The sequence below is a fragment of the Streptomyces sp. NPDC044921 genome (genome assembly GCF_056432865.1).
The window spans coordinates 340,622-366,688 of the sequence record NZ_JBWKIF010000005.1; the positions used below are offsets into that span (position 1 = coordinate 340,622).

The following is a 26,067-nucleotide window of genomic DNA, read 5'->3' on the forward strand; positions in this document are numbered from 1 at the left end:
CCGTCGCCCGCGGCGGCGGGCATCTGTAACTCTCGGCCGAGAGACGTCGAAGTCTCGACACTCGTGACGGGGAGTTCCGCATGCCCAATGCCGTTTCTTCCGCCGGGAATCCGGCCGGTTGTTCCGCCGAGCCTTCCTGCGCGACCGCGACCGGGACCCTGCTGCGGCAACTGGTGCTGGCCGCCGGGCCGCTCAACGTGCTGCAGGTCGGCTGTCCCGACGAGTCGTGCGCCACCGACCTCGCGGCGGCCATGAGCGAGAACGGACGGGGCCGGGTCATCTGCTGGGAGTCGGAGGGCGTACGCGCCGAGGCCGTCGCCGCCGCGGTCGAGAAGGCCGGACTCGGACCGTACGCCCAGGTGCGGTCGGGGAGCCCCGAGCGGCTGCTGGCGGCCGTGTCCGGGCCGGTGGACCTGCTGTCGCTGGGCGGTCCGCCGGAGTCCTTCCTCACGCTGCTGAAGCTGGTGGAGCCCAGGATGCTGCCGGGTGCCGTGGTGGTGGCCCACGGAGTGCGGGACGTGCCGGCGCGGTCCGCGGAGTTCCTCGCCCACCTCCGGTTCTCCGGCAGCGGCTACGTGTCGCTGCCCCTTCCCTTCGACGGCGGCGTCGAGATGGCCGTTCGCGCCGCCTGACGACTTCGCGCGTCCACTTCCCAGGGAGTGCCATGTCCCCGCGTCCGTTCAACCCGGAGTTCCTGCCCGAGGGACACCCCGACAAGATCGCCGTCCCGCCCCGCCGCACCGCCTGGGGCGCCGTGTGGCGAGGGCTGGTGCGCTACCTCCTGCTGCCGTCCTACCGGGGTCTGGTGGCCCTCGGTTCCACCCACGTGGCCGGGCTCTGGCATCCGGAGTTCGGTCCGCTGTGCCGCCCCCCGCGTCAGGCCCCGCCCTCCTACAGGGCGCCTCGAGCCGGTATCGAGAGGGTGCCGGAAGCCTGGCCGGGACGTTCCACCGCGCTCGAATCCCCAGAGGAACAAGGAGATCGTTGATGAGCGACGCACGGCTGATCGGCACATGGACCACGCAGCTGGACGACGACGGGAAGGCGGTCCCCGGGCTCGTCTCCTTCTCGGCGGACGGCCTGGTCGTCTCCACCCAGCTCAACACGAAGAACATCGGCCTGGGCTCGTGGCGTGCCACGGGCCCGGACACCTTCGAGTACGGCTTCCACATCCTGGCCGCCGACCCCGAGGGCAAGCACGTGGGCGAGGCGCACGTGCGGGTGTCGGGCGAGTTCGTCTCGGACACCGAGTGGCAGGGCACCGGCGGCGCCGAGTTCTTCGACCCGCAGGGCACCAAGCTGCGCGGGCACGCGGGTTCCAAGGTGACCGCCGGCAAGTTCGGCGTCGACGACTGATGCGTGCGGCGGCGCTGCGGGACCGGCTCCACGGCGACCTGGTTCTGCCTCACGAGGCGGGCTTCGCCCTGGCCAGACAGCTCCAGAACACCGAGTACGACACGGCCGAGCCGTACGCCGTCGCGTACTGCGCCTCCGAGCGGGATGTCGCGTCGTGCGTGCGCCACGCCCGGGAACACGACGTGCGTGCGCACGTCCGGGGCGGCGGCCACAGCTTCAACGGCTGGTCGACCGGTGCGGGTCTGATCGTCGACCTGTCCCGGATGAACCACGCCGTGGCCGAGGGGCCCATGGTGCGGCTCGGGGCGGGAGTGCAGTCGCTGGACGCGCTGGACGCCCTGCGGTCCCAGGGGCGGCAGATCGTCACCGGGACCTTTCCCACGGTCTCCGCGGGCGGATTCCTGACCGGCGGCGGGATCGGCTGGCAGACGCGGAGGTTCGGACTGGGCAGCGACCGGATCACCGCGGCCCGCGTCGTGCTCGCCGACGGCCGGACCGTGCGCTGCTCGCCCACCGAGGAGCCCGATCTGTACTGGGCGTTGCGCGGTGGCGGCGGGGGCACCTTCGGCGTCGTCACGGAGTTCGAGGTGCGGCCGATCGACGCCCCGGTGCTGACCGGTTTCGAGACGCTGTGGGCGTACGACGACGCCGTGGAGGTGCTGACGGCCTGGCAGGAGTGGGCCGTCGACGGCCCGGACGAGCTCGGCACCTCGCTGGTGGTGCTGCCGGGCATGTTCGGGCCGGGCGGGCGACCCGTGGTCAGGGTCTGGGGTGTGCACCTGGGCCCGGACGAGGTGGTGCACGCCGGGCTGGACGAGCTGGCGGAACGGGCCGGGAGCAAGCCGCTGAGCCGGACCGTCGGCGCGCGGGGCGGCTACGCGGAGGTGATGCACGAGGCGCTGTGCGGCTCGAAGACGGTGGCCCAGTGCCGTCGTAGCGGGACCGGACCCGGGGCGGAGGGGCACCGGCACCCGTACACCCGGCAGAGCTACCGGCTGACCGCCCGGGCCGCGACCCGGGCGGAATCCGCGGCCCTGCTCGACGCCTGGGACCCCGGGCTCGACGCGTCGGGCCAGGAGCGCTACCTGCTGTGCATCGCGCTGGGTGGCGCGGCGGGCCGCGTGCCGGGCACCGCGACCGCCTACGCCCACCGCGACGCACGGTTCCTGATCGGCTACCAGTTCGCCTGCCGTCAGGTGGCGGCGGACCCGGCGGCTCCGGCGCGGCTGACCGCGCTGGCGGACCGCGCGGCGACGGCGCTGGAGCCGCTCGCCTGCGGCTCGTACATCAACTTCCCCAGCTCACGCGTGGCCGGTGACTGGGAGACGGAGTACTTCGGCGCCAACCGGCTCCGGCTGCGCGCCGTGAAGCGGGCCTACGACCCGGAGGGCTTCTTCCGGCACGAGCAGAGCATCGGCCACCGTGCCCCGACGACGACCGAGGTGGAGTCATGAGGACGGATCTGCGCAACAAGGTCGTGCTGGTCACCGGCGCCTCCTCGGGCATCGGCCGGGCCACGGCCGCGGCGTACGGGGAGGAGGGCGCGCGGGTCGCGATCACGTACCACAGCAACGAGGACGGGGCCAGGGAAACGGCACGCCTGGTGAGCGAGGCGGGCGGGACACCGCTGGTGGTGCGTTACGACCTCGCGGACGAGCGGTGCGTACGGGACGCGGTGGGGCGGGTCGCCGAGGAGTGGGGCGGCATCGATGTGCTGGTGGCCAACGCGGTGGTCTGGAGCGAGGCGATCCCGCGGCCCGGGCAGCCGGTGCCCCGCTTCGAGGACGTGCCGGCGAAGCAGTGGCAGGAGGTGCTGCGCACGTCCGTCGACGCCGTGTTCCACACGCTGCAGGCGGTGCTGCCGTGGATGCGCGGGCGGCCGTGGGGCCGGGTCGTGCTGATCGGCGCGGGCCTCGCGGACACCGGCAAGGCCGGGACGGGGGCGTATGGCGCGGGCAAGTCCGCGTTCTTCGGGCTGATGCGCAGCCTGGCCTGGGAGCTGGGCCCCGAGGGGATCCTGGTCAACATGGTGGTGCCGGGGCAGACCAGCACCGAGACCGTGCGGGCGCACATGCCCCCGGGCTTCCTGGAGGAGAAGGGCAGGACGCTGCCGTCGGGCCGGATGTCCGCGCCCGAGGACGTGGCCCGGGCCGTCGTCTTCCTCGGCTCGGCCGCCAACGGCAACACCAACGGCGAGACACTCCGCGTGACGGGCGGCGCCTGACGGCCGGCGTCCGCCCGGGCAACCTCGCCCACCGCGCGTCACCGGGCCCCTTCGTTCTCCGCTCAGTCGGGGAGGCGACGGGGCCCATCCCTTTTGCCGTGCCGGTACCGGGTGTCGAGTTGTCCTCGACGGTGCTTCGAGACGTCCGGGCCACCGTATGAGGCATGGACATTCGTAGCCTCGACGGCGATGAGCCGGCGACCCTCGCGGCGTTGCTTCCCGGGTTCCGGGAGACCATGAGCCTGGAGCTGCCCGGTGATCCGCCGGTCACGGAGGCCCTGCTGGCGCGGCTGTTCCAGCGGCGGCACGGAACCGAGCGGATCGTGCTCGCCGCGTACGACGGCGGCACCCCGGCCGGGGTACTGAAGCTCGGGCTCGACCTGGGGGATCCGGGCGGGCCGGGGCACGGCTCACTGTGGGTGTTCCCCGGCTTCCGGCGGCTTGGTGCCGGGCGGGCCCTGGCGGCCGCGGGGCTGGCGGCGTTGCGGGAGCGGGGACGGGACCTGCTGCTGGCCGACGCTCCGAGGGCAGTGGCCGGTCAGCGCTTCGCGGCGGAGCTCGGCGCGGAACTCGTCGGCGAGAGCGTGCGCCAGCGGCTGCGCGCGGGAGGCCCCGCCCGGGCGGTGCTGCGGGCCACGGCGGCCCGGCCGGTGCCCGGGTACCGGCTGGTGGCGTGGCAGGGGCCCTGCCCCGACGACCTGGTGGAGTCCTACGCGCGGGCCTGGAGCGCGCTGGAGGAACGGGTCAACGGCCAGGCCCGGGTGCGGCGTCCCTCCGCCGACGACGTACGGGCGCGGGAAGCGGAGGCGGAACGGGCGGGGCACCGGCCCCATGTGGTGGCGGCGCTGCCCGAGCGGGGCACCGCGATCGTCGCGTACGCCACCGCGTTCGTGCGCGGCGGTCCGATGGCGGACGTCGGCGAGACGCTGGTGCTGCCGCGGCACCGGCGGCGCGGCCTGGCCACCTGGCTGAAGGCCGAACTGGTGCTGGGCGCCGTCCGGGAGAACAGCCGTCTGGCGCTGTTCCAGGTCTTCAACGACACCGCGAACACGGCCGTGGTCGCGCTCAACCGCAAGCTTGGCTTCGAGGCCGACTCCCACTGGTCGACGTACGCGCTCAGGGCCTGAGCGGTCGCCCTCCCCCGATGCTCCCCCGTTCCCGAGCCGAGAGGACCCCATGCCCACCGTGATCCCCGCCGGGCAGCGCGCGCACCACGCCGAGTTGGTCCGCGGGCTGTGCCAGACGCTCTACCGCGAACGCCGCGGAGCTGCACGCCGGCATCGGCCACCTGGTGGCCGACAACCAGGACTACCGGCACCACGACATGCGGACGGACGGGGTGCCGGACGGGCCCGACACGTTCAGGGCGTTCTTCGCGGACAACATCGCCGTGTTTCCCCACCTGGTGACCACCGTGGACCGCATCGTCGCCGCCGGGGACCTGGTGACGGTCTTCGTCACCTGGACCGGCACCCTGGCCGGCGAGCGCGGCAGAGTCGCGGAGCACTGGGGAGGTCGTGGACTACCTGGCCCTGGGCGGGCCGGGCTGCCGGCCCCGTGAGCAGCACCGACGTCCGTTCCGTCAGCCGATGTCCGAGGCCCGAACCCCAGAGAAGGACTGTGCGATGACCACCGCTTCCGACCCTTCCGACAGCGCACCCGTACTCATCGTGGGCGGCAGCCTCGTCGGGCTGTCCACCGCCCTGTTCCTCGCCCGGCACGGAGTCCGGTGCACCCTGGTGGAGCGCCACCCCGGCACTTCCGTCCACCCGAGGGCCGTCGGCTACTACCCCAGGACCGGGGAGCTCCTTCGACAGGCCGGCGTGGAGGACGCGGCCGTCCGGGAGGCGGCGGGATTCGCCGCCCACCGCACGCGCGCCGGGGTGACCTCGCTGGCCGGGGAGATGCTGTTCAGCAAGGAGGAACTGGAGGGCGACGACCACCTGGCCGACCTCACGCCCTCCCGGCTGCTGCTGCTGCCGCAGGACCGGCTGGAGCCGCTGCTGCGGGCCCGGGCCGAGGAGCTGGGCGCCGACCTCCGCTTCGCTACCGAGCTGTTGTCCTTCGCGGAGGACCCGGACGGGGTGACCGCCGTCCTCGCCGACGACGCCGGTACCCGTACCTTCCGCAGCTCCTACCTGGTGGCCTGTGACGGGCCGCGCAGCACCGTTCGGGAGGCGCTGAAGGTGCCCAGGCAGGGGCGCGGGGTGCTGTCCCGGCATGTGAGCATCGCGTTCGGCGCGGACTTGCGCCCGGTCCTCGGCGAGCGCCGCTACAGCGTGGTCCATGTGAAGAACGACGAGGTCACCGGCATCCTCGTGCACGACGACGCCCTGACCGGGGGCACGCTGATCGTCGGGTACCGGCCCGAGGACGGCGAGAGCCTGGAGGACTTCACCGACGACCGCTGTGCCGCGCTGGTGAGGGCGGCCGTGGGAGCGCCCGGGACCGAGGTGACGATCCGTTCGCGCTTCCCCTGGGACATGGCGGAACAGGTGGCCGAGGGCTTCGTGCACGGGCGGGTGCTGCTCGCGGGGGACGCGGCACACGTGGTGCCACCGACCGGGGGCTACGGAGCCAACACCGGTATCGCCGACGCCCACAACCTCGCCTGGAAGCTCGCCCTGGTGGTCGCCGGCGTCGCGGGTCCCGGCCTGGTGGCCACGTACGACGCCGAGCGGCGGCCTGTGGCGGCCTACACGGCCGAGCAGGGGTCCCTCCAGCTCGCCGTGCGCTCGGGCACCGCCACCCCCGAGCAGCGCGCCGTCGTGGCGGACGCCGTGACGGTGACGTCGGGCCAGGCGTACCGCTCCGCCGCGGTCGTCGCGGAGCCGGGCGGCGCCGGTCTGCCCGTCGCCTCCGATCCGCGGGCGCTGCGCGGGGAGCCGGGGACCCGGGCGCCGTACGTGCTGCTGTCTCGGGGCGGCGAACCGCTCTCCACGCTCGACCTGTTCGGGCGGGACTTCGTCCTGCTGACCGGGGAGCGGGGCCTGGAGTGGATCTCGGCCGCGGTGTCCGCCTCCGCCGGGCTGGGCCTGAAAGTCGTGACCCGCCGGGTGGTGCCGGGCACGGACGGCGGGGCGGGCACGCTGGCCGACCCGGACGGCGCCTTCGCCGAGCGTTACGGCGGTCTGCGCCCGGACGGCGCGGTACTGGTGCGGCCGGACGGTGTCGTCGCGTGGCGGTCGGCGGGCGCGGACCCCGGTCGCGAAGAGACGGCGGTGCTGGAAGCGGTGCTCCGGGGGGTGCTCGCCCGGGCGTGAGAGGTGCACGGAGCGTCCGCCCCTGTGGCCGGGGGACGCGCAACGCCCAGGGTGCGTCCGTCGTGGGGCGGGGCGGGGGGCGCCCGGACGCCCGTCCCCTTCCTGCCGCGGGCGGGCGCGCCTTCGGCGCACGCGGGACGGCGGCGCCGACCCGGGCGGATGGTCAGGCGGAGCCGGAGTCCTGCTGCAACTCGCCCACCGAGTCCACGTACTTGATGAGCAGCCGGGCGAACTCCAGCCGCTCCTCCTCCGGCCAGTCCTGGGTGATGCGTTCGAAGGCCGCGCGCTGGTGGCGGCGGAAGCGGGCAAGCGTCTCGTGCCCCTCCGACGTGAGCTGGAGGATCGTACGGCGGCCGTCGCGTTGGGAGGCCGCACGGATCAGGTAGCCGGCACTGATGCAGTCGGACACCATCCGGCTGGCCACGGAGGGGTCGACGGCGAGCCGCTCGCCCACGACACCGACGGTGATCTCCTGGCCCTCATGGTCGGGCCCGTCCTGGACGATGTTGAGGACCAGCGTCCTGGTGAAGTCCTTGCGGGACACCTGCTTCTCGACGTTCAGCACCTGTGCGCGCCGCAGTCGGGAGAAGGCGGGGCCGACGGCGTCGAGCAGATCCGCTGCCCGCGGCGAGGGCTGAGTCGAAGTGTCCATGGCCGCATTCTAAGCGAGTTGATTAGGGCAGACGAGCATCTGTATGCTCTCAATCCACTGCATGACTTTAAGCATATACCTGTGCGTGAACACATATTTCTCCTGGAGGCTCCCGTGTCCCACCCCCTGCCCCAAGCGTCCGACCGCGACTTCGAGACCACCTACGACACCGACGTCGACTTCGACGTGCTGATCGTCGGCGGTGGTCCGGTCGGCATGCTGCTCGCCTCGGAGCTGCGCATCTCCCGCGTCCGAGCGGTCGTGCTCGAACGGCTGCCCGAGCGCACCCCGCACTCCAAGGCCTTCGGGCTGCACGCCCGGTCCCTGGAGTCGCTCGACCGGCGCGGCCTGCTCAAACGGTTCCGCGAGGGCGCTCGCTCCTGGAACAACGGCCACTTCGCCGGCCTGGACGAGTGGGTCGACTTCTCCACCCTCGACAGCGCGCACGGCTACGCCCTGCTCTCCGAGCAGACCAGGACCGAACGCCTGCTGGAGGAGCGCGCCGCCGAGTTCGGCGCCGAGATCCGGCGGGGTCACGAGGTCACCGCCGTACGCCAGGACGACGACGGCGTCGAGGCCGAGGTGACCGGCCCCGAAGGCGCCTACACCCTGCGCGCCCGCTTCGCCGTGGGCTGTGACGGCGGCCGCAGCCTGGTCCGCCGCGAGGCGGGCATCGCCTTCCCCGGCACCGGCGGACGGGTCACCGCCCGGCTCGGTGACGTGATCCTCGCCGACCGCGAGAACGCCCCCATGGGCATGGAGCGCACCGAACGCGGCCTGCTGTTCTGTGTGCCGCTCGACGACACCTACCACCGGGTGTCCACGTTCGACTTCGCGGCGCAGCGCGAGCCCGGCGCGGAACTCACCCTGGAGGAGCTGACCGCGAGCCTGCGCGAGATCTGGGGCGACGACCTCGGCGCGCACGCGCCGCGCTGGCTGTCCGTCTTCACCGATTCCGCGTGCCAGGCCGACCACTACCGCGAGGGCCGGCTGCTGATAGCGGGCGACGCCGCCCACACCCACTTCCCGGTCGGCGGCCAGGGCGTCAACCTCGGCCTCCAGGACGCCTTCAACCTCGGCTGGAAGCTCGCCGCCGCGGTGCACGGCTGGGCCCCCGAAGGCCTGCTCGACAGCTACGACCGCGAGCGCCAGGCGCCGGCCCGCAAGGTGCTGGCCAACACCCGGGCGCAGATCGCGCTGATGAACCCGGACCCGTACGTCACCCCGCTGCGCGAGCTCTTCACCGACCTCATGCGCAAGGAGCAGGTGAACCGGTACCTCGCCGAGATGCTCAGCGGCGTCACCGTCCGCTACCCGATCGACGGCCCGGAGCACCGGCTGCTCGGCGACTTCGCCCGGGACCTGGAGCTGAGGACCGAGGACGGCGTCCACCCCCTGCCCAAGTACCTGAAGCGCGGCACCGGTGTGCTGCTCGACCTGAGCGGCGACGCACAGATCAGCCAGGTGTACGAAAAGTGGGCCGCCGGCGTGTCCTGGGCGGGCCGGCTGCAGCACGTCCGGGCGGAGTGCGCCCAGGAGCCGCACCTGGCCGGGCTGCTGGTCCGCCCCGACGGCTACGTCGCCTGGGCCGCCGACCGGGACATGCCGGAGGCGGAGCTGCGGGAGTCACTGACCGCGGCCGTCACCACCTGGTTCGGCACCGTCTGATCACGGGCCGGGTCCAGCCGGACCGAGGGACCTCCCCGCACCTCCCTCGACCGACGGGGCCCTTCCCACACACACTTCCGTGAACCGCGCCGCCCTGTTCGGGCGGACGGTGGTGTACGGCGCCGCGGGCGGCGAGCTGCCGGCCATCGACGTCGCCGACGTCTTCGACGACCGCGCCGTCACGCCCGGGAACTGCTGGACATGGTGACGTCCGGCAAGGTGCGTCCCGTCGTCCACGCCGAGATGCCGCTGCAAGACGCCGCGGCCGCGCACGAGCTGATGGAGTCCCGCTCCCAGCTCGGCCGGGGCGTGCTCATTCCCTGACAGCCTCACCCAATGCATCACATCATTGATGTGCGGTTTGACAAATGCATGCTGTACTGCATGTAATGGAGACGCACGGCGGATGTACCTGCCGCCGGGCAGCCACCCCATGCAACCCGGATCCCTGGGCGGAGCCGCGCGACGACTGGTCCGCAGCTCGACAACACCTCCTAGTTGGGAGAACACCATGCGAATCGTCCGCCACTACGAGCACGGCGCCCCCTCGGTGCTGCGTGTCGAAGAGGCGGAGAAGCCGCAGCCCGGACCGGGCGAAGTGCTGATCCGCTCCCAGGCCGTCGGCGTCACGTTCGCCGAGGTCCAGCGCCGTCAGGGCATCCCGATCGGCGGCCACGCCACGCTGCCCGGCGCCCCCGGCGGCGATGTCGCCGGCGTCGTCGAGGCGCTCGGCGAGGGCGTCGCCAACATCCGCGTGGGGGACCGTGTCGTCGTCGACGTCGACCACAGCGCCTACGCCGACTACGTGACCGCCGACGCGGCCTGGGCCATCACCATCCCGGACACCATGGACGCCGCCGAGGCCACCCTGCTGCCCAGCCCGGCCCAGACGGCGTACCACGCCATCAAGGAGTCCGGTCAGCTCAAGCCCGGCGAGTCCATCCTGATCGACGCCGCCTCCGGGGGCGTCGGCCACCTCGCCGTGCAGATCGCCAAGGCGATGGGCGCCGGCAAGGTGATCGCCACCGCCAGTACGCAGGCCAAGCTGGACTTCGTCCGGGACCTCGGTGCCGACGTCACCGTCAACTACACCGACGACGACTGGGACGATCAGGTCCGGGACGCGACCGAGGGCCGTGGCGTGGACGTGGTCCTGGAGACCGTCGGCGGCGACATCCTCCCCAAGAGCGTTGCCCTGACCGCCCAGTTCGGGCGGCTGGTCTTCTACGGCTCGGCCAGCGGTGACATCCAGCCCGTCCACCCGCTGATGCTCAGCCGGATGAAGACCGTGGCCGGGTTCGCCCTCTACGCCATGCTCTACAACAAGCCCGAGGCCATCGCTGCGGGACAGCGCGACCTGCTCGACATGATCGCCGCCGGCAAGGTGCGCCCGATCGTGCACGAGCGGCTCGGTCTCGACGAGGCCGTCAAGGCACACGAATTGATGGAGGCGCGGGCCCACCTCGGCAAGATCGTCCTCGTCCCCTGACGGGACCGGCGTCCCGCCGCCTCCCGGCCGACGTGGCCGGTCCCGACCATCCCCCGCTCGGGGCCGGCCACCCGCCGTACGGCACGAGAGCTCTCGTGCCGTACGGCGCACTCACCGCAGACCACAGCGATCCCCCGACGGATCCCACCGCAGACGACGCCGGCCACGGTCGGCGGGACGGGGATGGCACCCACTCCAGCCCGAAAGGCGACTCACCGTGCCCTCCCGCACCACGGGGACCGACAGCCCGCTCACCGCGGTCGGCTCCCCGCCCCAGACCCGTATCCGACCGGTCATCACCGCCTGCATGCTGGCCGTCTTCCTGGCCATGCTGGACTCGCAGATCGTGGCCACCGCGCTGCCCCGCATCGTCGGGGACCTCGGCGGCCTCGACGTCTTCTCCTGGGTGACGACCGCTTACATCATCGCCGCCAGCGTCACCACCCCCGTCTACGGCAAGCTCGGCGACCTCTTCGGCCGGAAGAAGATCTTCCTGATCACCGTCGTGCTCTTCCTCGCCGGCTCGGCGCTCAGCGGTGCCGCACAGTCCATGGATCAGCTCATCCTGTTCCGCACCCTGCAGGGCATCGGCGCCGGCGGTCTCTTCGTCTCCGTGCTCGCCATCATCGGCGAACTGTTCAACCCGCGTGAGGCCGCGAAGTACTTCAACCTCTTCGGCATCGTCTTCGCGCTCGCCGCACTGGCCGGGCCCGCCGTCGGCGGGGCGCTCACCGACCTGCTGAGCTGGCACTGGGTCTTCCTGATCAACCTGCCCGTGGGCATCGTAATCCTGGTGCTGGTCTCCACCAGCCTGCACCTGCCCCGCGCCGACCGGCCCGCGCGCATCGACTACACCGGCTTCGTCCTGCTCAGCGCCTCGATCGTCGCGCTCACCCTGGCCGCGAGCTGGGGCGGGGTGAAATACGAGTGGCTGGACTGGCGGATCCTCGCTCTGGCCGCGGGAGCGGTGCTGCTCGCCGTGGCGTTCGTCGCCGCCGAGCGCCGCGCCGCCGAACCCGTCATCCCGCTGCACCTGTTCCGCGACTCCACGTTCAGCGTCAGCGTGCTGGTGAGCGTCGCGGCGGGCATCGTCTTCCTCGGCTCGGTCAACTTCCTGGCGATCTACATCCAGGTGGTGACCGGCGCCAGCCCCACCCTGTCCGGTGTGGTGCTGCTGCCCATGATGTTCGGCCTGGTCGCCTCTTCCGTCGTCAGCGGCGCCGCCATCACCAGGACGGGGCGCTACAAGTGGTACCCCGTGCTCAGCATGGCCGTCGGCATCGCGGGAGCGCTGCTGCTGGCCACCATGGACACCGGGACCCCCCGTGCCGTGGTCATCGGTTACATGCTCGTCTTCGGTGTCGCGGCCGGGCTGAACATGCAGGTGCTCACCATGGCCGCGCAGAACACCGCGCCGCGCGGCGACATCGGCGCGGTCCACGCCACGGTGGCCTTCGCCCGGCAGCTCGGCACCACCGTGGGCATCTCGCTGTTCGCCTCCATCTTCTACAACCGGCTCACCGAGGAGATCGCCGAGCGGACGCCCGCGGACGCACTGCGCGGCATCGACCCCGACGCGCTGAACTCGACCGAGACACTGGACCGGCTCACCGAGCCCGTGCGCAACGCCGTGGAGCAGTCCTACGCCGCCGCGCTCACACCCGTGTTCCTCACGGCCGTACCGGTCCTCCTGCTGGGCCTGCTGGCCGCCCTGACCATGAAGAACCTGCCACTGCGCGACGAGGACCACCACGGCCACGAGGAGGCCGCCGGGGAGAACTGACCCGCTCCACCGCTGCCCGTGAGCCGCCCTCCCGTGCGGGAGGGCGGCTCGCGCACGTCCGCCGCCGTGCCCGGCCCCCTTCAGCGCCCTTCGAGCCCGAATCGACGGCTCCCGGCCATCGTCGGCACTGCACAGCCGTACGACGCAGGACCCAGGCCGAGACACCCACACAGACACAGGCAGAGGCAGACCAGGAGGCTCGTGTGACAACGACCGAAGACCCGCAGACGGCCCCGGCGGTCGACCCCGGACCGCTGATCCGGCTGACCATTGCCGACTGCGCCGCCAAGGTGCTGCACAGCGCCGTGACCCTCGGCGTGTTCGGCGCGCTCGCCGCGAGCCCCGCCGACGCGGCCGAGCTGGCCCGGCGCACCGGCACCCACCACCGCCTGGTGGCGGACTTCCTGGACGCCCTGGTCGGTCTCGGTCTGCTGGAACGCGAGGAGGACCGCTACCGCAACTCCCCGCTGGCGCAGGCCTATCTGGTGCCTGCCTCCTCCTCCTACCTCGGCGGCTTCATCGAGCTCACCAACGAGACGCTGTACGGCACCTGGGGCCGGCTCACCGAGGCACTGCGCTCGGGCGAGCCGCAGCACCTCGACCCGGACAAGGGCGGCTTCGTCGGGGACCGGCACAAGGACCCCGCCAAGATGAAGCGCTTCCTGGCCGGTCTCGACGCGTACAGCGACCGGATGGGCGCAGAGATCGCCCGGCGTCTCGACTGGAGCCGCAACTCCTCGTTCGTCGACCTCGGCGGCGCGCGCGGCAACCTCGCGGCCGTGCTGGTGCGGGCGCATCCGCATCTGCGCGCGATCTGCTTCGACCTGGAGCGGACCCGGCCGCTGTTCACCGAGCACATCGGCGGCCTCGGTCTGACCGACCGGCTCGCCTTCGCCGGCGGCGACTTCTTCACCGACCCGATCCCGCCGGCCGACGTCGTCGTCCTCGGCCACATTCTGCACGGCTTCGACACCGCCCGGCGGCGCGAGCTGCTCGGCCGGGTCTTCGAGGCGGTGCGGCCCGGCGGCACGGTCCTCGTCTACGACCGGATGATTGACGACGACCGCAGCGACCCGGAACGGCTGTTGAGCAGTCTGCACATGCGGCTGGTCAGCCCCGACGGCTCCGAGTACCGGGTCGCGGACTGCCGTGCCTGGCTGCGCGGGGCCGGCTTCACCGACGGCGACACCCAGCCCCTGCTCGGCACCCACACCCTGGTCACCGCCCACAAGGAGGCAGCATGAAGCCGCACCGGACCCCTGTGCTCATCGTCGGAGGCGGGCTGACCGGACTGTCCGCGGCCGTCTTCCTCGCCCACCACGGCGTCTCCGCCACCCTGGTGGAACGCCACCCCGACACCTCCACGCACCCCAAGGCCCGCGCCATCAACCCGCGCACGATGGAGCTGTACCGCGCGGTCGGCATGGAGGAGCGGGTACGCGCCGGGTGCTCCCCCATCTCCGGCAACACCGACCTGGTGCACGTCGAGAGCCTCGCCGGCAAGGAACGCGTGCGGATGCCCAACGCATCCCCGGAGGACATCGGGCGGATCAGCCCCACCCAGTGGACACTGATCGACCAGAACCAGCTGGAGCCCATCCTGCGGGAGCGGGCCGTCGAGGCGGGCGCGGACGTCCGCTTCTCGACCCGGGTCGACGCGATCCGGCAGGACGCGGGTGACGGTGAGGGCGTCCTGGTCAGCACCACCGACCTGGCCACCGGGGCGAGTGGGCGGATCCACGCCGACTACGTGATCGCGGCGGACGGCAGCCGCAGCCCGCTGCGCGCCATGCTGGGCATCGGGGCGCACGGCCGGGGCACCATCACCAACCTCGTCAGCTTCTTCTTCGAGGCCGACCTGACCGAGGCGCTGCGCGGCCGCCGGATCATCGCGGCGTACGTGAACAACCCCGAGGTTCGCGGCACGATCATCCCCATCGACAACGACCGCCGCTGGGTCATCAACGTCTCCTTCTTCCCCGAACACGGCCAGCGCGCCGAGGACTTCACCGAGGAGCGCTGCACCGCCCTGGTGCGGGCCGCGGTCGGGGTGCCCGATCTACCGCTGAAGATCGAGTCGGTGGACATGCCCGCGTGGGACATCTCCGCACGCGTGGCGGACACCTTCGCCACCCGCCGGGTGTTCGTCGCCGGTGACGCCGCCCACGTCATGCCGCCCACCGGGGCCTTCGGCGCCAGCACCGGCATCCAGGACGCGTACAACCTGGCCTGGAAGCTGGCCCTGGTGCTGTCCGGCACGGCCGGGCCCGGACTGCTGGAGAGCTACGACGCCGAGCGGCGGCCGGTGGCCGAGGAGACCGTCCGACAGGCGATGCTGCGGTTCGCGGTGCGAGAGGGGAAGCAGTACCAGGAGGTCGCCGCCGAACTGCTGGACGAGACGACCGTGACGTTCGGGTACTGCTACCGCTCCGGCGCCTTCGCCGTGGAGGAGGGGGCGCCCGACTCGATCGTGGAGGACCCCGAGCATCCCGGCGCGCGGCCCGGGGCACGCGCCCCCCACCTCCGGCTCGACGGTCCCGACGGGCCGGTGTCGGTCATCGACCTGTACGGCGGCGGGTTCACCCTGCTCGTGGACGAGGAGGCGGGCCCGTGGACCGGGGCGGTGGAGCAGGAGGCCGAACGGCTCGGGGTCGGCCTGCGGGTCGTTCGCATCGGCCGCGGCACCCGGCTGTGGGACCCGGACGGGTCCTTCCGCCGCCGGTACGGCCTGCTGGCCGGTGGCGCGGTTCTGGTGCGTCCCGACGGGTTCGTCGGCTGGCGCACGACCGCCGGGCGCAGCGGTGCTTCCGACCGGGCGGCGATCGCTGCGCTGCGGGGGATCCTCGACCGGGTGTAGGCGCCGCAGGGGTGCCTCGGAGAGTCGTCGGGCGGCTGCGGGCCGGCTGTGGCCGGTCGCGCGGTTCCCCGCGCCCCTGTGGGGGCGTCACATCCCCCGGTGAAACGGCCGCGGTGCTCCTTCTCGGAGCACCGCGGCCGTCGTGTGCAGGCGCAGCGTGCGTCAGGGGGCGCGGGGAACTGCGCGACGAGCCACTACGACGCCGCGGCCGCCCGGCGGCCCAGCCCAACGCGCCGAAGGCTCACGCACGCCGCAGCACCGCGTCGAGCACCGCCGTCAGCGACCCGGCGGGATCACTCACCGCACCGTCGGCACGCCACGCGATGAACCCGTCCGGCCGGAGCAGTACCGCCCCCGTTTCCCGAACGCCGTAGCGGGTGAGGAAACGCTCGACCACGGCGGGAGTCTCCTCCGTGCCCACCCGGTGGAAGGACAGGCCGAGCGTCGCCGCCGCTCCCTGCCAGGTGGTGCCGTCCGGGCCCGCGAGCAGCCAGAAGTCGCCGTCGAGGAGGTCGTGGAGGGGGATCTCCTTGCCTTGTCGGATCAGGGGGAGATGGGGCGCGCGGGTGCCGGGGCGGCCACTGGGGGCGGTGGGGTCCTCGACCACGGAGGTGCCGTCGTCGCCCGGCTCGCCGATGACGGCGTCCGAGCGGTACACGTGGCCGAAGAGCACCGTGGTCTCGGGGCGGTGCCGGGCCGCGGCCGCCTCGTCGAGGCCGCTGCGCTGGAGGTAGCGGATGACTCCCTGGTCGACGGTGAACTCCGCGACCGGCGCCCGCTCCTGCTCGTAGGTGTCCAGCAGTCCGGGGCCCGCCTCCTGCCGCAGCACCCGCGCGAGCTTCCAGGCCAGGTTGTGCGCGTCCTGGATCCCCATGTTGCCACCGAACCCGCCGGTGGGCGGCATCACGTGCGCGCAGTCACCGGCCAGCAGCACCCGCCCGGAGCGGAAGCGGTCCGCCACCCACGCGGCGATCTCCCAGCTCGTCGCCGACTCCACCGCGACCGGCAGATCGGGTACGCCCACGGCGGCCCGCACCAGCTCCACGCAGTCATCGGTGCCGTAGGCGCGGTGGTCGGCGCCGGGCGGCAGACTCGGCGCGAGCACCCACCGGTCGGAGTCGGCGCCCCCGAGCTTGCCCAGGACGCCCTTGACGGTCGGGGTGCTCACGAAGCAGAGGAAGAAGGTGCGTCCCGCCACGTACGGGTCGAGGTCGGCGTGGAAGACGATGTTCATCTGCCGGCCGAACACGCCCGGCCCGTGGTGGCCGATGCCGAGCGCGGCACGGATCGGTGCCCGTGAGCCGTCGGCGGCGACCAGGTACCGCGCCCGCACCGTCCGCTCGGAGCCGTCGACCAGGTCGCGCAGGACGGCCGTGACGCCGTCCGCGTCCTGGGTGAATCCCGTCATCTCGGTGGCGAACCGGATGTCCGCGCCGAGTTCCACGGCCCGGTCCCGCAGGACCGGTTCGAGACGATCCTGCCCGATCAGAGTCCAGCCGGTGGTGCCCACGTCGTTCGGGTCGTGGCGGAACGGGCCGTCGAAGCGGCCGAGTTCGGCGCCGGTGAGCGACTCCGCCTGGAGGATGTCGCCGTACTGGGCGTGCGGGTTCTCCCGCGCCCGCACCGCGTCCTCCAGGCCGAGTGCCCGCAGCAGCTCCATGGTCCGCGGGCTCGCGGCCTGCGCCCGGGGGTGCGCCGAGATCTCCGCGTGCCGCTCCACCAGCAGCGGCCGGACGCCCTGCCGGGCGAGGAACAGGGCCTGGGCGAGGCCCACCATGCTGCCGCCCACGATGAGTACTTCGGTCGTCTCGTCCGCCATACCGGCTCCTCGGAAGTGGTGGGGATGCGTTCGTTTCCGGCGGGCCGATGCAACACCCCGCACCTCGAACCCGGCTCGCGGCGCGGGCGAACGGAAGGCCCGCGCAGGGACACGCTCCCAGGCGGATTCGAGTGGCGTCCGAGGAGTGGCTGACACGTTCGAGCCGACCGCGGGCCCAACAGGGGCCCATGACGGGGCCGAGGACAGACCCTGGGGAGCCGCACGGTTCGAAGGAGGGCGGAAGCGGTGGTGGAGGCTTTGAGTGTGCTGGTGCTGACGGGCACCGGCCTGGTGGCGGGGGTGCTCTTCGCGGTCGCGGTGAGCGTGATGCCCGCGCTGATCGCGATGACACCGGAGCGGTACGTGTCCACGCACATCCTGCTCGGCAGGCGCTACGACCGGATCATGCCGTTCATCGTCACCGGCTCCACCGCCGTGGACGTGGGGCTGGCGATCCGGGCCTCGGGTGTCCCCCGGGTGCTGTTCGCGGTCGCCGCCCTGTGCATGGCCGGGGTGGCGGTGGTGTCGCAGACCCGGAACGTGCCGATCAACCGGGTCGTCAAGCGGACCCGGCCCGAGGACCTGGGCCCCGGCTGGCGGGATCCCCGTCCGGCCTGGCGCGGCTGGCACCTGGTGCGCACCTGCCTCGCGATCGCGGGGTGCGCGCTGACGGCCGCCGCGGTGGTGGTGTCGTGAGCCCTGTCGTCGTACGCGATCTGCCCGGGGGCGAGGAGCGGGCCGCGGCCGACGCCCGGATGCGGCAGATGCTGTCCGCGTCCGCGCCCGGTCCGCTGGCCGAGCGGCTCGCGCTGCTGCACTTCACGGGACGGCGCAGCGGACGGCCGTACACCGTGCCCGCCGGGATTCATCCCCTCGCCGGCGCGCTGGTGGTGGCGACCGGCAGCGGCTGGCGGCACAACTTCGCGGGCGGCTCGGCGGGCGAGCTGACCTGGCGCGGGCAGCGGCGGCCGGTGCGGTTCGCGCTGGTCGACGACGCCGAGCGCACCGCGCACGGCTATCTGGAGCTGTACCGCCGCTACGGCGAGGCGGCCCCGCGCCGGCTCGGCATCGCGGTTCGCGGCGAAGGAGCACCGGGGATCGACGAGTTCCGGGCGGCCGTGACCGGACACGGGCTGTCGCTGGTCGAGGTGACCCACCTCCCGGCGCAGAGCGGTGCCCCCACAGCACCCGTCCCCACTTCAGACGCAGCGAACGAGAGGATCCCACGATGAGCGGAATCGCCGGCTGGGTGGACTTCGAGCGAGACCTGACACCGGAGGCGCCCACCGTACGGGCGATGGCGGCGGAGCTCGCGCACCGCGGCCCCGACGGCTTCGGCGAGTGGATCGAGGGGCACGCCGCGCTGGCTCACCGGCGGCTCGCCCTGCTCGACCCGGGGCACCCCGAGCACGTGGCACAGCCGGCCGTGATGGAGTCGGAGGCCGGGAACCCGGTGGCCGTGCTGACCCTGGACGGCGCCGTCACCAACCACACCGAGCTGCGCGGCGAACTAACCGCCCGGGGGCACCGGTTCACCGGTGGCGGCGACGCGGAGGTGGCGCTGCACGCCTACCTGGAGTGGGGCGCCGCGTTCCCGGAGCGGCTTGAGGGCCTGTTCGCCCTGGCGGTGTGGGACGTACGACGGCAGGAACTGCTGCTGGTGCGCGACCGGTTGGGGGTGAAGCCGCTGTGCTACTTCCTGACTCCGTCCGGGGTGGTCTTCGGCTCCGAGCCCAAGGCGCTGCTGGCGCATCCGGCGGTACGGCCGGTCGTCGACGGCGACGGGCTGAGGGAGCTGTTCGCGCACAGCCGCAAGCCGGGCACCGGGGTCTTCCGGGGCACGCGCGAGGTGCTGCCCGGCCACACCATGACCGTGCGCGCCCCGGGGACGGGTCACCGGCGGTACTGGTCGCTGCCCGCCCGGCCGCACACCGACGGCCCGGACACCACCGTCGCCACCGTGCGCCGGCTGCTGTCGGAGGCGGTGGCCACACATCTGCGCGCGGACGTGCCGGTCGGCGCGATGCTCTCCGGCGGGATCGACTCCAGCGCGCTGACCGCGCTCGCTGCCCGCGAGCGGCGGGCGGCCGGGGACGTGCTGCGCTCGTTCTCGGTGAACTTCTCCGGCTACGCGGAGAACTTCGAGCCGCACCCGACCATGCGCGCCACCCCTGACGCGCCGTACGCGGCCCTGGCCGCGCAGCACATCGGCACCGAGCACACCGAGATCCTGCTGGACACGGCGGCGCTCGCCGACCCGGAGACGCACGCCGCCGCTCTGCGCAGCCAGGACGCGCCCTCCCCGCTCGGTGACATGGACGTCTCACTGCTGCTGTTCTTCCGGGCCCTGCGCGCCGCCGGCATCACCGCCGTGCTGTCCGGGGAGACGGCCGACGAGGTGTTCAACGGCTACTTCTGGGCGTACGACCCGGACCACAGCAACTCCACGACCTTCCCGTGGGTCTCCTTCGAGCGCGGGCACGACGCCGCGGCGGGCGGTCTCGGTTGCTCGCTGGTGGACCGCACGCTCCGCAAGGAGCTGGACTTCATGGAGTACGCCGACCAGCACTACCGCGACGCGCTGACCGAGGTCCCGCACCTGGCCGGGGAGGGCCCCGCCGAGCGCAGGGCACGCGAGGTGACGTACCTGGCTCTGACCCGCTGGGCCCCGACCCACCTGGACCGGGCCGACCGGATGAGCATGGCGCACGGGGTGCAGCTGCGCCCGCCGTTCTGCGACCGGGCGCTGGTGGAGTACGTGTACAACGTGCCGGCCGAGCTGAAGCGGGTGAACGGAAGGGAGAAGAGCCTGCTGCGGGCCGCCGTGGCCGACCTGCTGCCGGAGCGGGTGCTCAACCGGCCCAAGAGCGCCTACCCGACCGTCCAGGAGGCGGCCTACGGCGAGTTCGTGCGCCACCGCTTCGGGGACGTGGCCGCCGACCGGTCGGCACCGGTCGCCCCGCTGCTGGACGCCGGGGCGACCCGGGCGGCGCTGGGCGCGGCGGCGGCTCCCCGCGGGGCGTTCGCGTGGGTGGAGCGGGCGAGCATGGAGATGGTGCTGCAGCTCAACACCTGGCTGGCGGAGTACCGGGTCGAGCTGACTCCGTGAGGCGTGCGGAACGCCACACCTCGGAGGAAATGTGCATCTTGTCATCCATGTGCGCAGCACCATAGGATGCCTGACAGAGGAACGAAAATGCGGCAATTGATCAGAGGTGGAGTTCCCTATTCCACCCCGGGGCGCCCGCAGAATTTTTGCTGGATTCAACTTCTTTTTCCGCTGAACGACCTGGTAAAAGGAATGCAATCTTTCCGCATATCCAGACCAGGCATGTTTCGCTAAAAAACGAGCGACGCAGGAAGGTGAACAACCGATAACCGCCGCCACCCCACCCGGGCGGCGCACTCAGGGGGAATGCAGTGATAGAGATCGGTCTGCTGGGCTCCATGCGAGTACGCAGGAACGGAGAGGACGTCACACCGTCCGCTCCCAAGCTGCGTCAGGTGCTTGCCCTGCTGGTGCTCAATGCCAACTCGCTGGTCAGCGTGGACCAGCTCTGCGAAGAGCTGTGGGAGGACCGCCCGCCGCTCAGCGCGCTGACCACCTTGCAAACCTACATTTATCAGCTGCGCCGCAGACTGCTGCTGGTCACCGGACAGCACGGCGCGCCTTTCGGCTCCCGTCCACCGCACGGCTGCCCCGCACTCCTGACCAGGGTGGGCGGTTACGAACTGCGTCTGCCCAAGCACTCGGTGGACGCCTACCGGTTCGACCAAGTCGCGGAACAGGGCATGGCACAACTCCGCCGAGGCGACGCGGACGAGGCCGCCCGCACCCTGAAGAACGCCCTTTCCCTGTGGCAGGGCGGCGCGCTCGTCGATATCAGCACCGGACGCCGCCTGTCGGCCTGGTCGACCCAGTTGGAGGAACGCCGCAAGAGCGTTCAGGAGCAACGTTTCTCCCTGGAGCTCGAACTCGGCCGCCACCACGCCATGCTGGACGAGCTGTCGGAGGCCTTCCGCGCCCACCCCACCCACGAGGCGTTCGCGGGACAGCTGATGCGGGCCCTGCACCGCTGCGGACGCCGGCCGGACGCCCTCAGCACCTTCCGCACCCTGCGCAGCCATCTCGTCGAGGAACTCGGCCTGGAGCCCTCCGCTCAGCTCCAGCGGCTCCACCAGGAGGTGCTCGCCGACCGCGGCCACCTCACCAGGTCACCGGCCGCCACGGCCAAGGCGGACACCGCACCCGGCGTGCGCCGGCTCGTGCCCGGTCCGGCCCAGCTTCCCCCCGACGGGGCTGACTTCGTCGGACGGGAACGCGAACTGGACCAGCTGGAGACCTTCCTCGGCAAGGACCGGGCCAGCACCGGCATGCGGGTCGTGGAGGTGCACGGTCCGCCCGGCGTCGGCAAGAGCGCCTTCGCCGTACGCGCCGCGCACCGGCTGCGCCCGCGCTTCCCTGACGGACAGCTCTTCATCGACCTGTCCGCCGTCGGCGAGGGCTCCCAGCAGCTCGCCGACGTGCTGTCGGCCTGCCTCACCGCCTGCGGCATCCAGCGCGAGAAGCAGCCCGCCGGGCTCGACGAGCTGAGCCGACTCTTCCGCACCTGGACCGCGGACCGCCGGGTGCTGGTGGTCGTCGACGACGTGCTCACCGCCTCCCAGATCCGTGCCGTCCTGCCGGGCGGCTCCGGATGCGCGGTGATCGCCACCAACCGCTACCGGGCGCACAGCCTCTCCACCGGCCGCAAGATCGTCCTCCCCGCCCTGTCGGCCGAGGAGTCCCTGCGGCTCTACGACCGGGTCGCCGGGGAGCGCTCGCGGCAGGACGACCCCGCCGCCGTGCAGGAGCTCATGGGGCAGTGCGAGGGACTGCCCCTGGCGATCAGGGCGGTGGCGGGCCGGCTCACCGCGCGGCCCGGCTGGTCGGCGGCCCGGCTGGCGCTGCGGCTGCGCGGCAACCACCGCATGCTCCTCGAACTCCCGGCGGGCACACAGTCATTGATGACCACGGTGGCCGCCAGCTACCGGCATCTGTCCGCCTCCTCCCAGGAGTTGCTGCGCCTGCTGCTCCAGCGGGAGCGGCCCCGGTGGAGCCTCGACGAGGTGGTGGCGCGGCTGCGCCCCGGCATCGGTGACGCCGAGACGCTCCTGGAGTACCTCGTCGACGTCCACCTCGTCCAAGAGCACCTGACGGCGGACGCCCAACTGCTGTACGCCGTGCCCCGGCTCACCCGGCAGGCCCTGGTCCTGCTCCTGCGGGGCGCGTCCGGGAATGAGGTACCGGTCAGCCGGACGGCCTCCTCGGGCGTCGTCGGACGCACCGGTTCCCGCGTCACGCTGATGAAGCGGGCGGGCGTCCGCTAGAGCGACACGACGCACGCGAAGGCCCGCCGCACCCGGGGTGCGGCGGGCCTTCGCGCTGCCGTGAGCTTCCCCTCCCCCGGCGGTCCGCCCGGCCACGGCCCCCGCACCGGGGCCCGTCAGCGGTTCTCCAGGCGCCCTCGAGGGCGTCTCGACCCCCGCCGACCAGGGTGAACACAGAACCGACAAGCCGGGAGGGCATCGTGCACCGCACGCTGATCGTGGCGAGGATGGACCTCGCCGACGCCGAGGGCGTCGCGCAGGTCTTCGCCGATTCGGACCGTACGGAACTGCCGCATCTGGTGGGGGTGTCGAGGCGGACGCTGTTCGCGTTCCACAACCTGTACTTCCACCTGGTGGAGGCCGACCAGGACATCGCGCCGAACCTGTACAAGGCGCGCAGCCACCCGCTCTACGAGGAGATCAACACCCGGCTCGGAGAGTTCATCTCGCCCTACGACCCCGACTGGCGCGAACCCAAGGACGCCATGGCCGTGCCCTTCTACTCCTGGACGCCGCAGCAGGGCCCGCGGACCAGCGCCCCGCGCTCGGCGAACCTGGGCGGTGCCCGATGAGCGCCCCCGCCACCACCCGGGTCTCGGCGCACGAAGTCGCCGCCAACACCAAGCGCGGCGGCGACATCCGCGTCACCCTCAGCCCCAGGACCGTGGGCTGCACCTCCGGCTTCGGCGGAGTGCTGCGGCTGGCCCCCGGCCACCACGTCACCGAGCACTACCACCCGTACTCCGAGGAGTTCCTGCACGTGGTGCAAGGCCGTCTGGAGATGACGCTGGACGGCGGCGCCCCGGTCGAGCTGGGCCCCGGCGACTCCCTGCTGGTGCCCATCGGGGTGCGCCACCGCCTGGTCAACACCGGGTCCGTACCGGCCGAGGCGGTCTTCCACCTCTCCCCGCTCGCACCCCGCCCCGAACTGGGCCACGTCGACACCGAGCAGCCGCTCGACGCGTCCGCGGGCAACCCCGACGTGGGAGCGGGCCGATGACGGCGCCGCACCGACGAGCGGTGATCACCGGGGTGGGTGCCGTCGCACCCGGCGGGATCGGGCGGGACGCCTACTGGGACCTGCTCACGGCCGGCCGCACCGCCACCCGCCGCATCAGCCTGTTCGACCCGGCCGGATTCCGCTCCCAGGTCGCCGCCGAGTGCGACTTCGACCCGCTCGCCGCGGGGCTCTCCCCCCAGCAGACCCGCCGGATGGACCGGGCCGGCCAGTTCGCAGTGGTCGCCGCCCGCGAGGCCGTCGCGGACAGCGGCATCGAACTGCCCGGCGCCGACCCGGAGAAGGTCGCCGTGAGCATCGGCAGCGCCGTCGGCTGCACCATGGGCCTGGAGGAGGAGTACGCGGTCCTGTCCGACGGCGGCCGCGACTGGCTGGTCGACCACAGCTACGGCGTCCCCCACCTGTACGGCTACATGGTGCCCAGCACCCTCGCCGTCGAGGTGGCCCGGCAGGCCGGCGCCGAGGGTCCGGTCGCGCTGATCTCCACCGGCTGCACCTCGGGCCTGGACGCCATCGGACACGGCGTCCAGCTGATCGAGGAGGGCACGGCCGACATCGTGCTGGCCGGCGCCACCGACGCCCCGCTGTCACCGATCACCTCCGCCTGCTTCGACGCCATCAAGGCCACCACCGCCAACAACGACGACCCCGCACACGCCTCCCGGCCCTTCGACGGACGGCGCGACGGTTTCGTCCTGGGCGAAGGCTCCGCCGTCATGGTGATCGAGGAACTGGAGTCCGCGCGGCGCCGCGGCGCCACCGTGTACGCCGAGATCCTCGGCTTCGCCGGCCGCAGCAACGCCTTCCACATGACCGGCCTCAAGCCCGACGGCCGGGAAATGGCCGAGGCCATCCGGGTTGCCCTGGACCGGGCGCGGCTCGACCCCGGCGCCATCGACTACATCAACGCGCACGGCTCGGGCACCAAGCAGAACGACCGGCACGAGACCGCCGCGTTCAAGCGCAGTCTCGGCCGGCGGGCCCACGAGGTACCGGTCAGCTCCATCAAGTCGATGATCGGGCACTCGCTGGGCGCCATCGGCTCCTTGGAGATCGCCGCCTGCGCCCTGGCCCTGCGCCATCAGGTCGTGCCGCCGACGGCCAACCTGTCCATCCCCGACCCCGAGTGCGACCTCGACTACGTGCCGGTGACGGCCCGTGAACACCGCATGGACCGGGTGCTCAGCGTGGGCAGCGGCTTCGGTGGCTTCCAGACGGCGATGGTCCTGGGGCGGCCCGCGTCCGGGCTCGGGGAGGCGGCATGAGCGCCTCCGGCATACGTCCCGGCCGCCGCGGCCGGTCCGTGGTCACCGGCCTCGGCGTGGTCGCGCCCACCGGGATCGGCGCCGCCCGGCACTGGGAGTCGGTGCTCGCGGGCAAGAGCGGCCTCGGCCGGATCACCCGCTTCGACCCGACCGGCTACCCCGTCCGGGTGGCGGGCGAGGTGCCCGGATTCCGCGCCCGTGGACAGGTGCCGGGACGGCTCGTCCCACAGACCGACCGCTTCACCCACTTCGCGCTGGCCGCCGCCGAGGACGCCCTCGCGGACGCCGCCGCCGACCCGGCGAACCTGCCGGAGTACGAGATGGCGGTCGTGACCGCCAGCTCCTCGGGCGGCACCGAGTTCGGGCAGCACGAGATGGAGAACCTCTACCAGAAGGGCTCCTCCTGGGTCGGCGCCTACCAGTCCATCGCCTGGTTCTACGCGGCCACCACCGGCCAGGTCTCCATCCGGCACGGCATGCGCGGCCCTTGTGGGGTCATCTGTGGTGAGCAGGCCGGCGGTCTCGACGCCCTCGGCCAGTCGCGGCGGCTGCTGGACACCGGTTCCCGGCTCGTGCTCAGCGGCGGCACCGACGCCTCGCTCTGCCCGTACGGCCTGGTGGCGCAGATGTCCAGCGGGCGGCTGTCCACCGAGGACGACCCCGCCCGGGCCTACCTGCCCTTCGACGCGGCCGCCTCCGGCTTCGTCCCGGGTGAGGGCGGCGCCATCCTCGTCGTCGAGACGGCCGAGGCGGCCCGTGCCCGCGGCGTCCCGGCCTACGGCGAACTGCTCGGCTACGCGGCCGGGTTCGACCCCGCCGCGGACGGCACCACCGCCCGCCACTCCGTGCAGGCGTCCGTCGTCCGGCGTGCCCTCGCCGACGCCGGGCTCGCCCCGGGTGACGTCGACGTGGTCTTCGCCGACGCCTGCGGCATCCCCGCCGAGGACCTCGCGGAGGCCCGCGCCATCACCGAGGTCTTCGGCCCCGGCGGCGTACCGGTGACCGCTCCCAAGACCCTCACCGGGCGCCTGTACGCGGGCGGCGCCGCGCTCGACGTGGCGACCGCGCTGCTCGCCCTGAGCGCCGGTGTGGTCCCGCACACCGCGGGGCTCGGCAGGACGGCCCCCGGCTGCGAGATCGACCTCGTCCTCGACCGGCCTCGCCAGACCGACCCGCGTACCGCCCTGGTCCTGGCCCGCGGCCACGGCGGCTTCACCTCCGCGCTGGTCCTCGGCGCCGGTGACCGCGACGTCCGCACCAAGTGACCGGCCCACCACCCACGACGTACGAAAGGCAGTAACTC

The 26,067-nt window shown here is 72.7% G+C and carries 24 protein-coding genes and 1 pseudogene; 23 read left to right on the top strand and 2 right to left on the bottom strand.

Annotated features, from left to right (window positions below; all coding sequences use genetic code 11):
• Nucleotides 1-80: 80 nt before the first annotated feature.
• The 8 genes from AC07DA_RS10840 (at nt 81) to AC07DA_RS10875 (ending at nt 6,843) form a co-directional block, all read left to right on the top strand.
• Nucleotides 81-632 carry a class I SAM-dependent methyltransferase gene (locus AC07DA_RS10840; RefSeq protein ID WP_479126621.1) on the top strand — a complete coding sequence of 184 codons (552 nt, stop codon included), beginning with the start codon at nt 81-83 and terminating at the stop codon, nt 630-632.
• Between the two features lie 32 nt (nt 633-664).
• Nucleotides 665-988, top strand: coding sequence for a hypothetical protein (locus AC07DA_RS10845; protein WP_479126623.1), 324 nt, complete (start codon nt 665-667; stop codon nt 986-988).
• Entirely contained in the window at nt 988-1,356 is a 369-nt protein-coding gene (locus AC07DA_RS10850) for a hypothetical protein (protein ID WP_479126625.1), read from the top strand. The genes AC07DA_RS10845 and AC07DA_RS10850 overlap by 1 nt, the downstream gene beginning before the upstream one ends.
• Nucleotides 1,356-2,810, top strand: a complete 1,455-nt coding sequence (locus tag AC07DA_RS10855; RefSeq protein ID WP_479126627.1) for an FAD-binding oxidoreductase — start codon at nt 1,356-1,358, stop codon at nt 2,808-2,810. Before AC07DA_RS10850 ends, AC07DA_RS10855 begins: the two co-directional genes overlap by 1 nt.
• Entirely contained in the window at nt 2,807-3,580 is a 774-nt protein-coding gene (locus AC07DA_RS10860) for an SDR family NAD(P)-dependent oxidoreductase (RefSeq protein ID WP_479126629.1), read from the top strand. The genes AC07DA_RS10855 and AC07DA_RS10860 overlap by 4 nt, the downstream gene beginning before the upstream one ends.
• A 164-nt stretch (nt 3,581-3,744) precedes the next feature.
• Nucleotides 3,745-4,707 carry a GNAT family N-acetyltransferase gene (locus tag AC07DA_RS10865; RefSeq protein ID WP_479126631.1) on the top strand — a complete coding sequence of 321 codons (963 nt, stop codon included), beginning with the start codon at nt 3,745-3,747 and terminating at the stop codon, nt 4,705-4,707.
• Between the two features lie 161 nt (nt 4,708-4,868).
• A complete protein-coding gene (locus tag AC07DA_RS10870; RefSeq protein WP_479126728.1) occupies nt 4,869-5,141 on the top strand; it encodes an ester cyclase in 273 nt (90 codons plus the stop codon).
• Nucleotides 5,142-5,205: 64 nt separating this feature from the next.
• Entirely contained in the window at nt 5,206-6,843 is a 1,638-nt protein-coding gene (locus AC07DA_RS10875; protein ID WP_479126633.1) for an FAD-dependent oxidoreductase, read from the top strand.
• A gap of 163 nt (nt 6,844-7,006) precedes the next feature.
• On the opposite strand, the gene AC07DA_RS10880 is transcribed toward AC07DA_RS10875, so the two are convergent.
• Nucleotides 7,007-7,495, bottom strand: coding sequence for a MarR family winged helix-turn-helix transcriptional regulator (locus tag AC07DA_RS10880; protein WP_479126635.1), 489 nt, complete (start codon nt 7,493-7,495; stop codon nt 7,007-7,009).
• Between the two features lie 114 nt (nt 7,496-7,609).
• Here AC07DA_RS10880 and AC07DA_RS10885 point away from each other — a divergent pair, with 114 nt between their 5' ends.
• From AC07DA_RS10885 to AC07DA_RS10915, 7 genes and pseudogenes are all read left to right on the top strand, one after another.
• A complete protein-coding gene (locus AC07DA_RS10885) occupies nt 7,610-9,163 on the top strand; it encodes an FAD-dependent monooxygenase (protein WP_479126637.1) in 1,554 nt (517 codons plus the stop codon).
• Nucleotides 9,164-9,242: 79 nt separating this feature from the next.
• A complete protein-coding gene (locus AC07DA_RS10890) occupies nt 9,243-9,371 on the top strand; it encodes a hypothetical protein (RefSeq protein ID WP_479126639.1) in 129 nt (42 codons plus the stop codon).
• Nucleotides 9,344-9,487: pseudogene (locus tag AC07DA_RS10895) on the top strand (zinc-binding dehydrogenase); the annotation flags it as partial. The gene AC07DA_RS10890 and the pseudogene AC07DA_RS10895, both read left to right, overlap by 28 nt.
• Before the next feature lie 187 nt (nt 9,488-9,674).
• A complete protein-coding gene (locus AC07DA_RS10900) occupies nt 9,675-10,652 on the top strand; it encodes a quinone oxidoreductase family protein (protein ID WP_479126641.1) in 978 nt (325 codons plus the stop codon).
• Between the two features lie 217 nt (nt 10,653-10,869).
• Nucleotides 10,870-12,435 (top strand): MDR family MFS transporter, encoded by a 1,566-nt coding sequence (locus AC07DA_RS10905; RefSeq protein ID WP_479126643.1) that lies wholly within the window; start codon nt 10,870-10,872, stop codon nt 12,433-12,435.
• A 203-nt stretch (nt 12,436-12,638) separates the two neighbouring features.
• Complete coding sequence (locus tag AC07DA_RS10910; protein WP_479126645.1) at nt 12,639-13,679, top strand: methyltransferase; 1,041 nt, start codon at nt 12,639-12,641, stop codon at nt 13,677-13,679.
• Nucleotides 13,589-15,292: an FAD-dependent oxidoreductase gene (locus AC07DA_RS10915; protein ID WP_479126730.1), complete on the top strand. Its 1,704-nt coding sequence runs from the start codon at nt 13,589-13,591 to the stop codon at nt 15,290-15,292. Before AC07DA_RS10910 ends, AC07DA_RS10915 begins: the two co-directional genes overlap by 91 nt.
• A gap of 241 nt (nt 15,293-15,533) precedes the next feature.
• Here AC07DA_RS10915 and AC07DA_RS10920 read toward each other — a convergent pair whose 3' ends face one another.
• Nucleotides 15,534-17,111 (bottom strand): FAD-dependent monooxygenase, encoded by a 1,578-nt coding sequence (locus AC07DA_RS10920; RefSeq protein ID WP_479126647.1) that lies wholly within the window; start codon nt 17,109-17,111, stop codon nt 15,534-15,536.
• Nucleotides 17,112-17,360: 249 nt separating this feature from the next.
• Between AC07DA_RS10920 and AC07DA_RS10925 the strand changes: the two genes are divergently transcribed.
• From AC07DA_RS10925 to AC07DA_RS10960, 8 genes are all read left to right on the top strand, one after another.
• Nucleotides 17,361-17,807 carry an anthrone oxygenase family protein gene (locus AC07DA_RS10925; protein WP_479126649.1) on the top strand — a complete coding sequence of 149 codons (447 nt, stop codon included), beginning with the start codon at nt 17,361-17,363 and terminating at the stop codon, nt 17,805-17,807.
• Nucleotides 17,804-18,343 carry a PNPOx family protein gene (locus AC07DA_RS10930; RefSeq protein WP_479126651.1) on the top strand — a complete coding sequence of 180 codons (540 nt, stop codon included), beginning with the start codon at nt 17,804-17,806 and terminating at the stop codon, nt 18,341-18,343. Before AC07DA_RS10925 ends, AC07DA_RS10930 begins: the two co-directional genes overlap by 4 nt.
• Nucleotides 18,340-20,220 carry an asparagine synthase (glutamine-hydrolyzing) gene (asnB, locus tag AC07DA_RS10935; RefSeq protein ID WP_479126653.1) on the top strand — a complete coding sequence of 627 codons (1,881 nt, stop codon included), beginning with the start codon at nt 18,340-18,342 and terminating at the stop codon, nt 20,218-20,220. The genes AC07DA_RS10930 and asnB overlap by 4 nt, the downstream gene beginning before the upstream one ends.
• A 338-nt stretch (nt 20,221-20,558) precedes the next feature.
• A complete protein-coding gene (locus AC07DA_RS10940) occupies nt 20,559-22,481 on the top strand; it encodes an AfsR/SARP family transcriptional regulator (RefSeq protein WP_479126655.1) in 1,923 nt (640 codons plus the stop codon).
• Between the two features lie 200 nt (nt 22,482-22,681).
• Nucleotides 22,682-23,053: a TcmI family type II polyketide cyclase gene (locus tag AC07DA_RS10945; RefSeq protein ID WP_479126657.1), complete on the top strand. Its 372-nt coding sequence runs from the start codon at nt 22,682-22,684 to the stop codon at nt 23,051-23,053.
• Nucleotides 23,050-23,481, top strand: a complete 432-nt coding sequence (locus AC07DA_RS10950; RefSeq protein ID WP_479126659.1) for a cupin domain-containing protein — start codon at nt 23,050-23,052, stop codon at nt 23,479-23,481. The genes AC07DA_RS10945 and AC07DA_RS10950 overlap by 4 nt, the downstream gene beginning before the upstream one ends.
• Nucleotides 23,478-24,764 carry a beta-ketoacyl-[acyl-carrier-protein] synthase family protein gene (locus AC07DA_RS10955; protein ID WP_479126661.1) on the top strand — a complete coding sequence of 429 codons (1,287 nt, stop codon included), beginning with the start codon at nt 23,478-23,480 and terminating at the stop codon, nt 24,762-24,764. The genes AC07DA_RS10950 and AC07DA_RS10955 overlap by 4 nt, the downstream gene beginning before the upstream one ends.
• Nucleotides 24,761-26,029: a ketosynthase chain-length factor gene (locus AC07DA_RS10960; protein WP_479126663.1), complete on the top strand. Its 1,269-nt coding sequence runs from the start codon at nt 24,761-24,763 to the stop codon at nt 26,027-26,029. The genes AC07DA_RS10955 and AC07DA_RS10960 overlap by 4 nt, the downstream gene beginning before the upstream one ends.
• The last annotated feature ends 38 nt before the right edge of the window (nt 26,030-26,067 follow it).

What these genes read in the sequence shown, in the direction of transcription:
- AC07DA_RS10880 (WP_479126635.1), bottom strand. Translation starts at nt 7,495, where the DNA reads ATGGACACTTCGACTCAGCCCTCGCCGCGGGCAGCGGATCTGCTCGAC.
- AC07DA_RS10860 (WP_479126629.1), top strand. Translation starts at nt 2,807, where the DNA reads ATGAGGACGGATCTGCGCAACAAGGTCGTGCTGGTCACCGGCGCCTCC.
- AC07DA_RS10845 (WP_479126623.1), top strand. Translation starts at nt 665, where the DNA reads ATGTCCCCGCGTCCGTTCAACCCGGAGTTCCTGCCCGAGGGACACCCC.
- AC07DA_RS10875 (WP_479126633.1), top strand. Translation starts at nt 5,206, where the DNA reads ATGACCACCGCTTCCGACCCTTCCGACAGCGCACCCGTACTCATCGTG.
- AC07DA_RS10850 (WP_479126625.1), top strand. Translation starts at nt 988, where the DNA reads ATGAGCGACGCACGGCTGATCGGCACATGGACCACGCAGCTGGACGAC.
- asnB (WP_479126653.1), top strand. Translation starts at nt 18,340, where the DNA reads ATGAGCGGAATCGCCGGCTGGGTGGACTTCGAGCGAGACCTGACACCG.
- AC07DA_RS10955 (WP_479126661.1), top strand. Translation starts at nt 23,478, where the DNA reads ATGACGGCGCCGCACCGACGAGCGGTGATCACCGGGGTGGGTGCCGTC.
- AC07DA_RS10840 (WP_479126621.1), top strand. Translation starts at nt 81, where the DNA reads ATGCCCAATGCCGTTTCTTCCGCCGGGAATCCGGCCGGTTGTTCCGCC.
- AC07DA_RS10920 (WP_479126647.1), bottom strand. Translation starts at nt 17,111, where the DNA reads ATGGCGGACGAGACGACCGAAGTACTCATCGTGGGCGGCAGCATGGTG.
- AC07DA_RS10960 (WP_479126663.1), top strand. Translation starts at nt 24,761, where the DNA reads ATGAGCGCCTCCGGCATACGTCCCGGCCGCCGCGGCCGGTCCGTGGTC.
- AC07DA_RS10865 (WP_479126631.1), top strand. Translation starts at nt 3,745, where the DNA reads ATGGACATTCGTAGCCTCGACGGCGATGAGCCGGCGACCCTCGCGGCG.
- AC07DA_RS10900 (WP_479126641.1), top strand. Translation starts at nt 9,675, where the DNA reads ATGCGAATCGTCCGCCACTACGAGCACGGCGCCCCCTCGGTGCTGCGT.
- AC07DA_RS10855 (WP_479126627.1), top strand. Translation starts at nt 1,356, where the DNA reads ATGCGTGCGGCGGCGCTGCGGGACCGGCTCCACGGCGACCTGGTTCTG.
- AC07DA_RS10950 (WP_479126659.1), top strand. Translation starts at nt 23,050, where the DNA reads ATGAGCGCCCCCGCCACCACCCGGGTCTCGGCGCACGAAGTCGCCGCC.
- AC07DA_RS10940 (WP_479126655.1), top strand. Translation starts at nt 20,559, where the DNA reads ATGCGAGTACGCAGGAACGGAGAGGACGTCACACCGTCCGCTCCCAAG.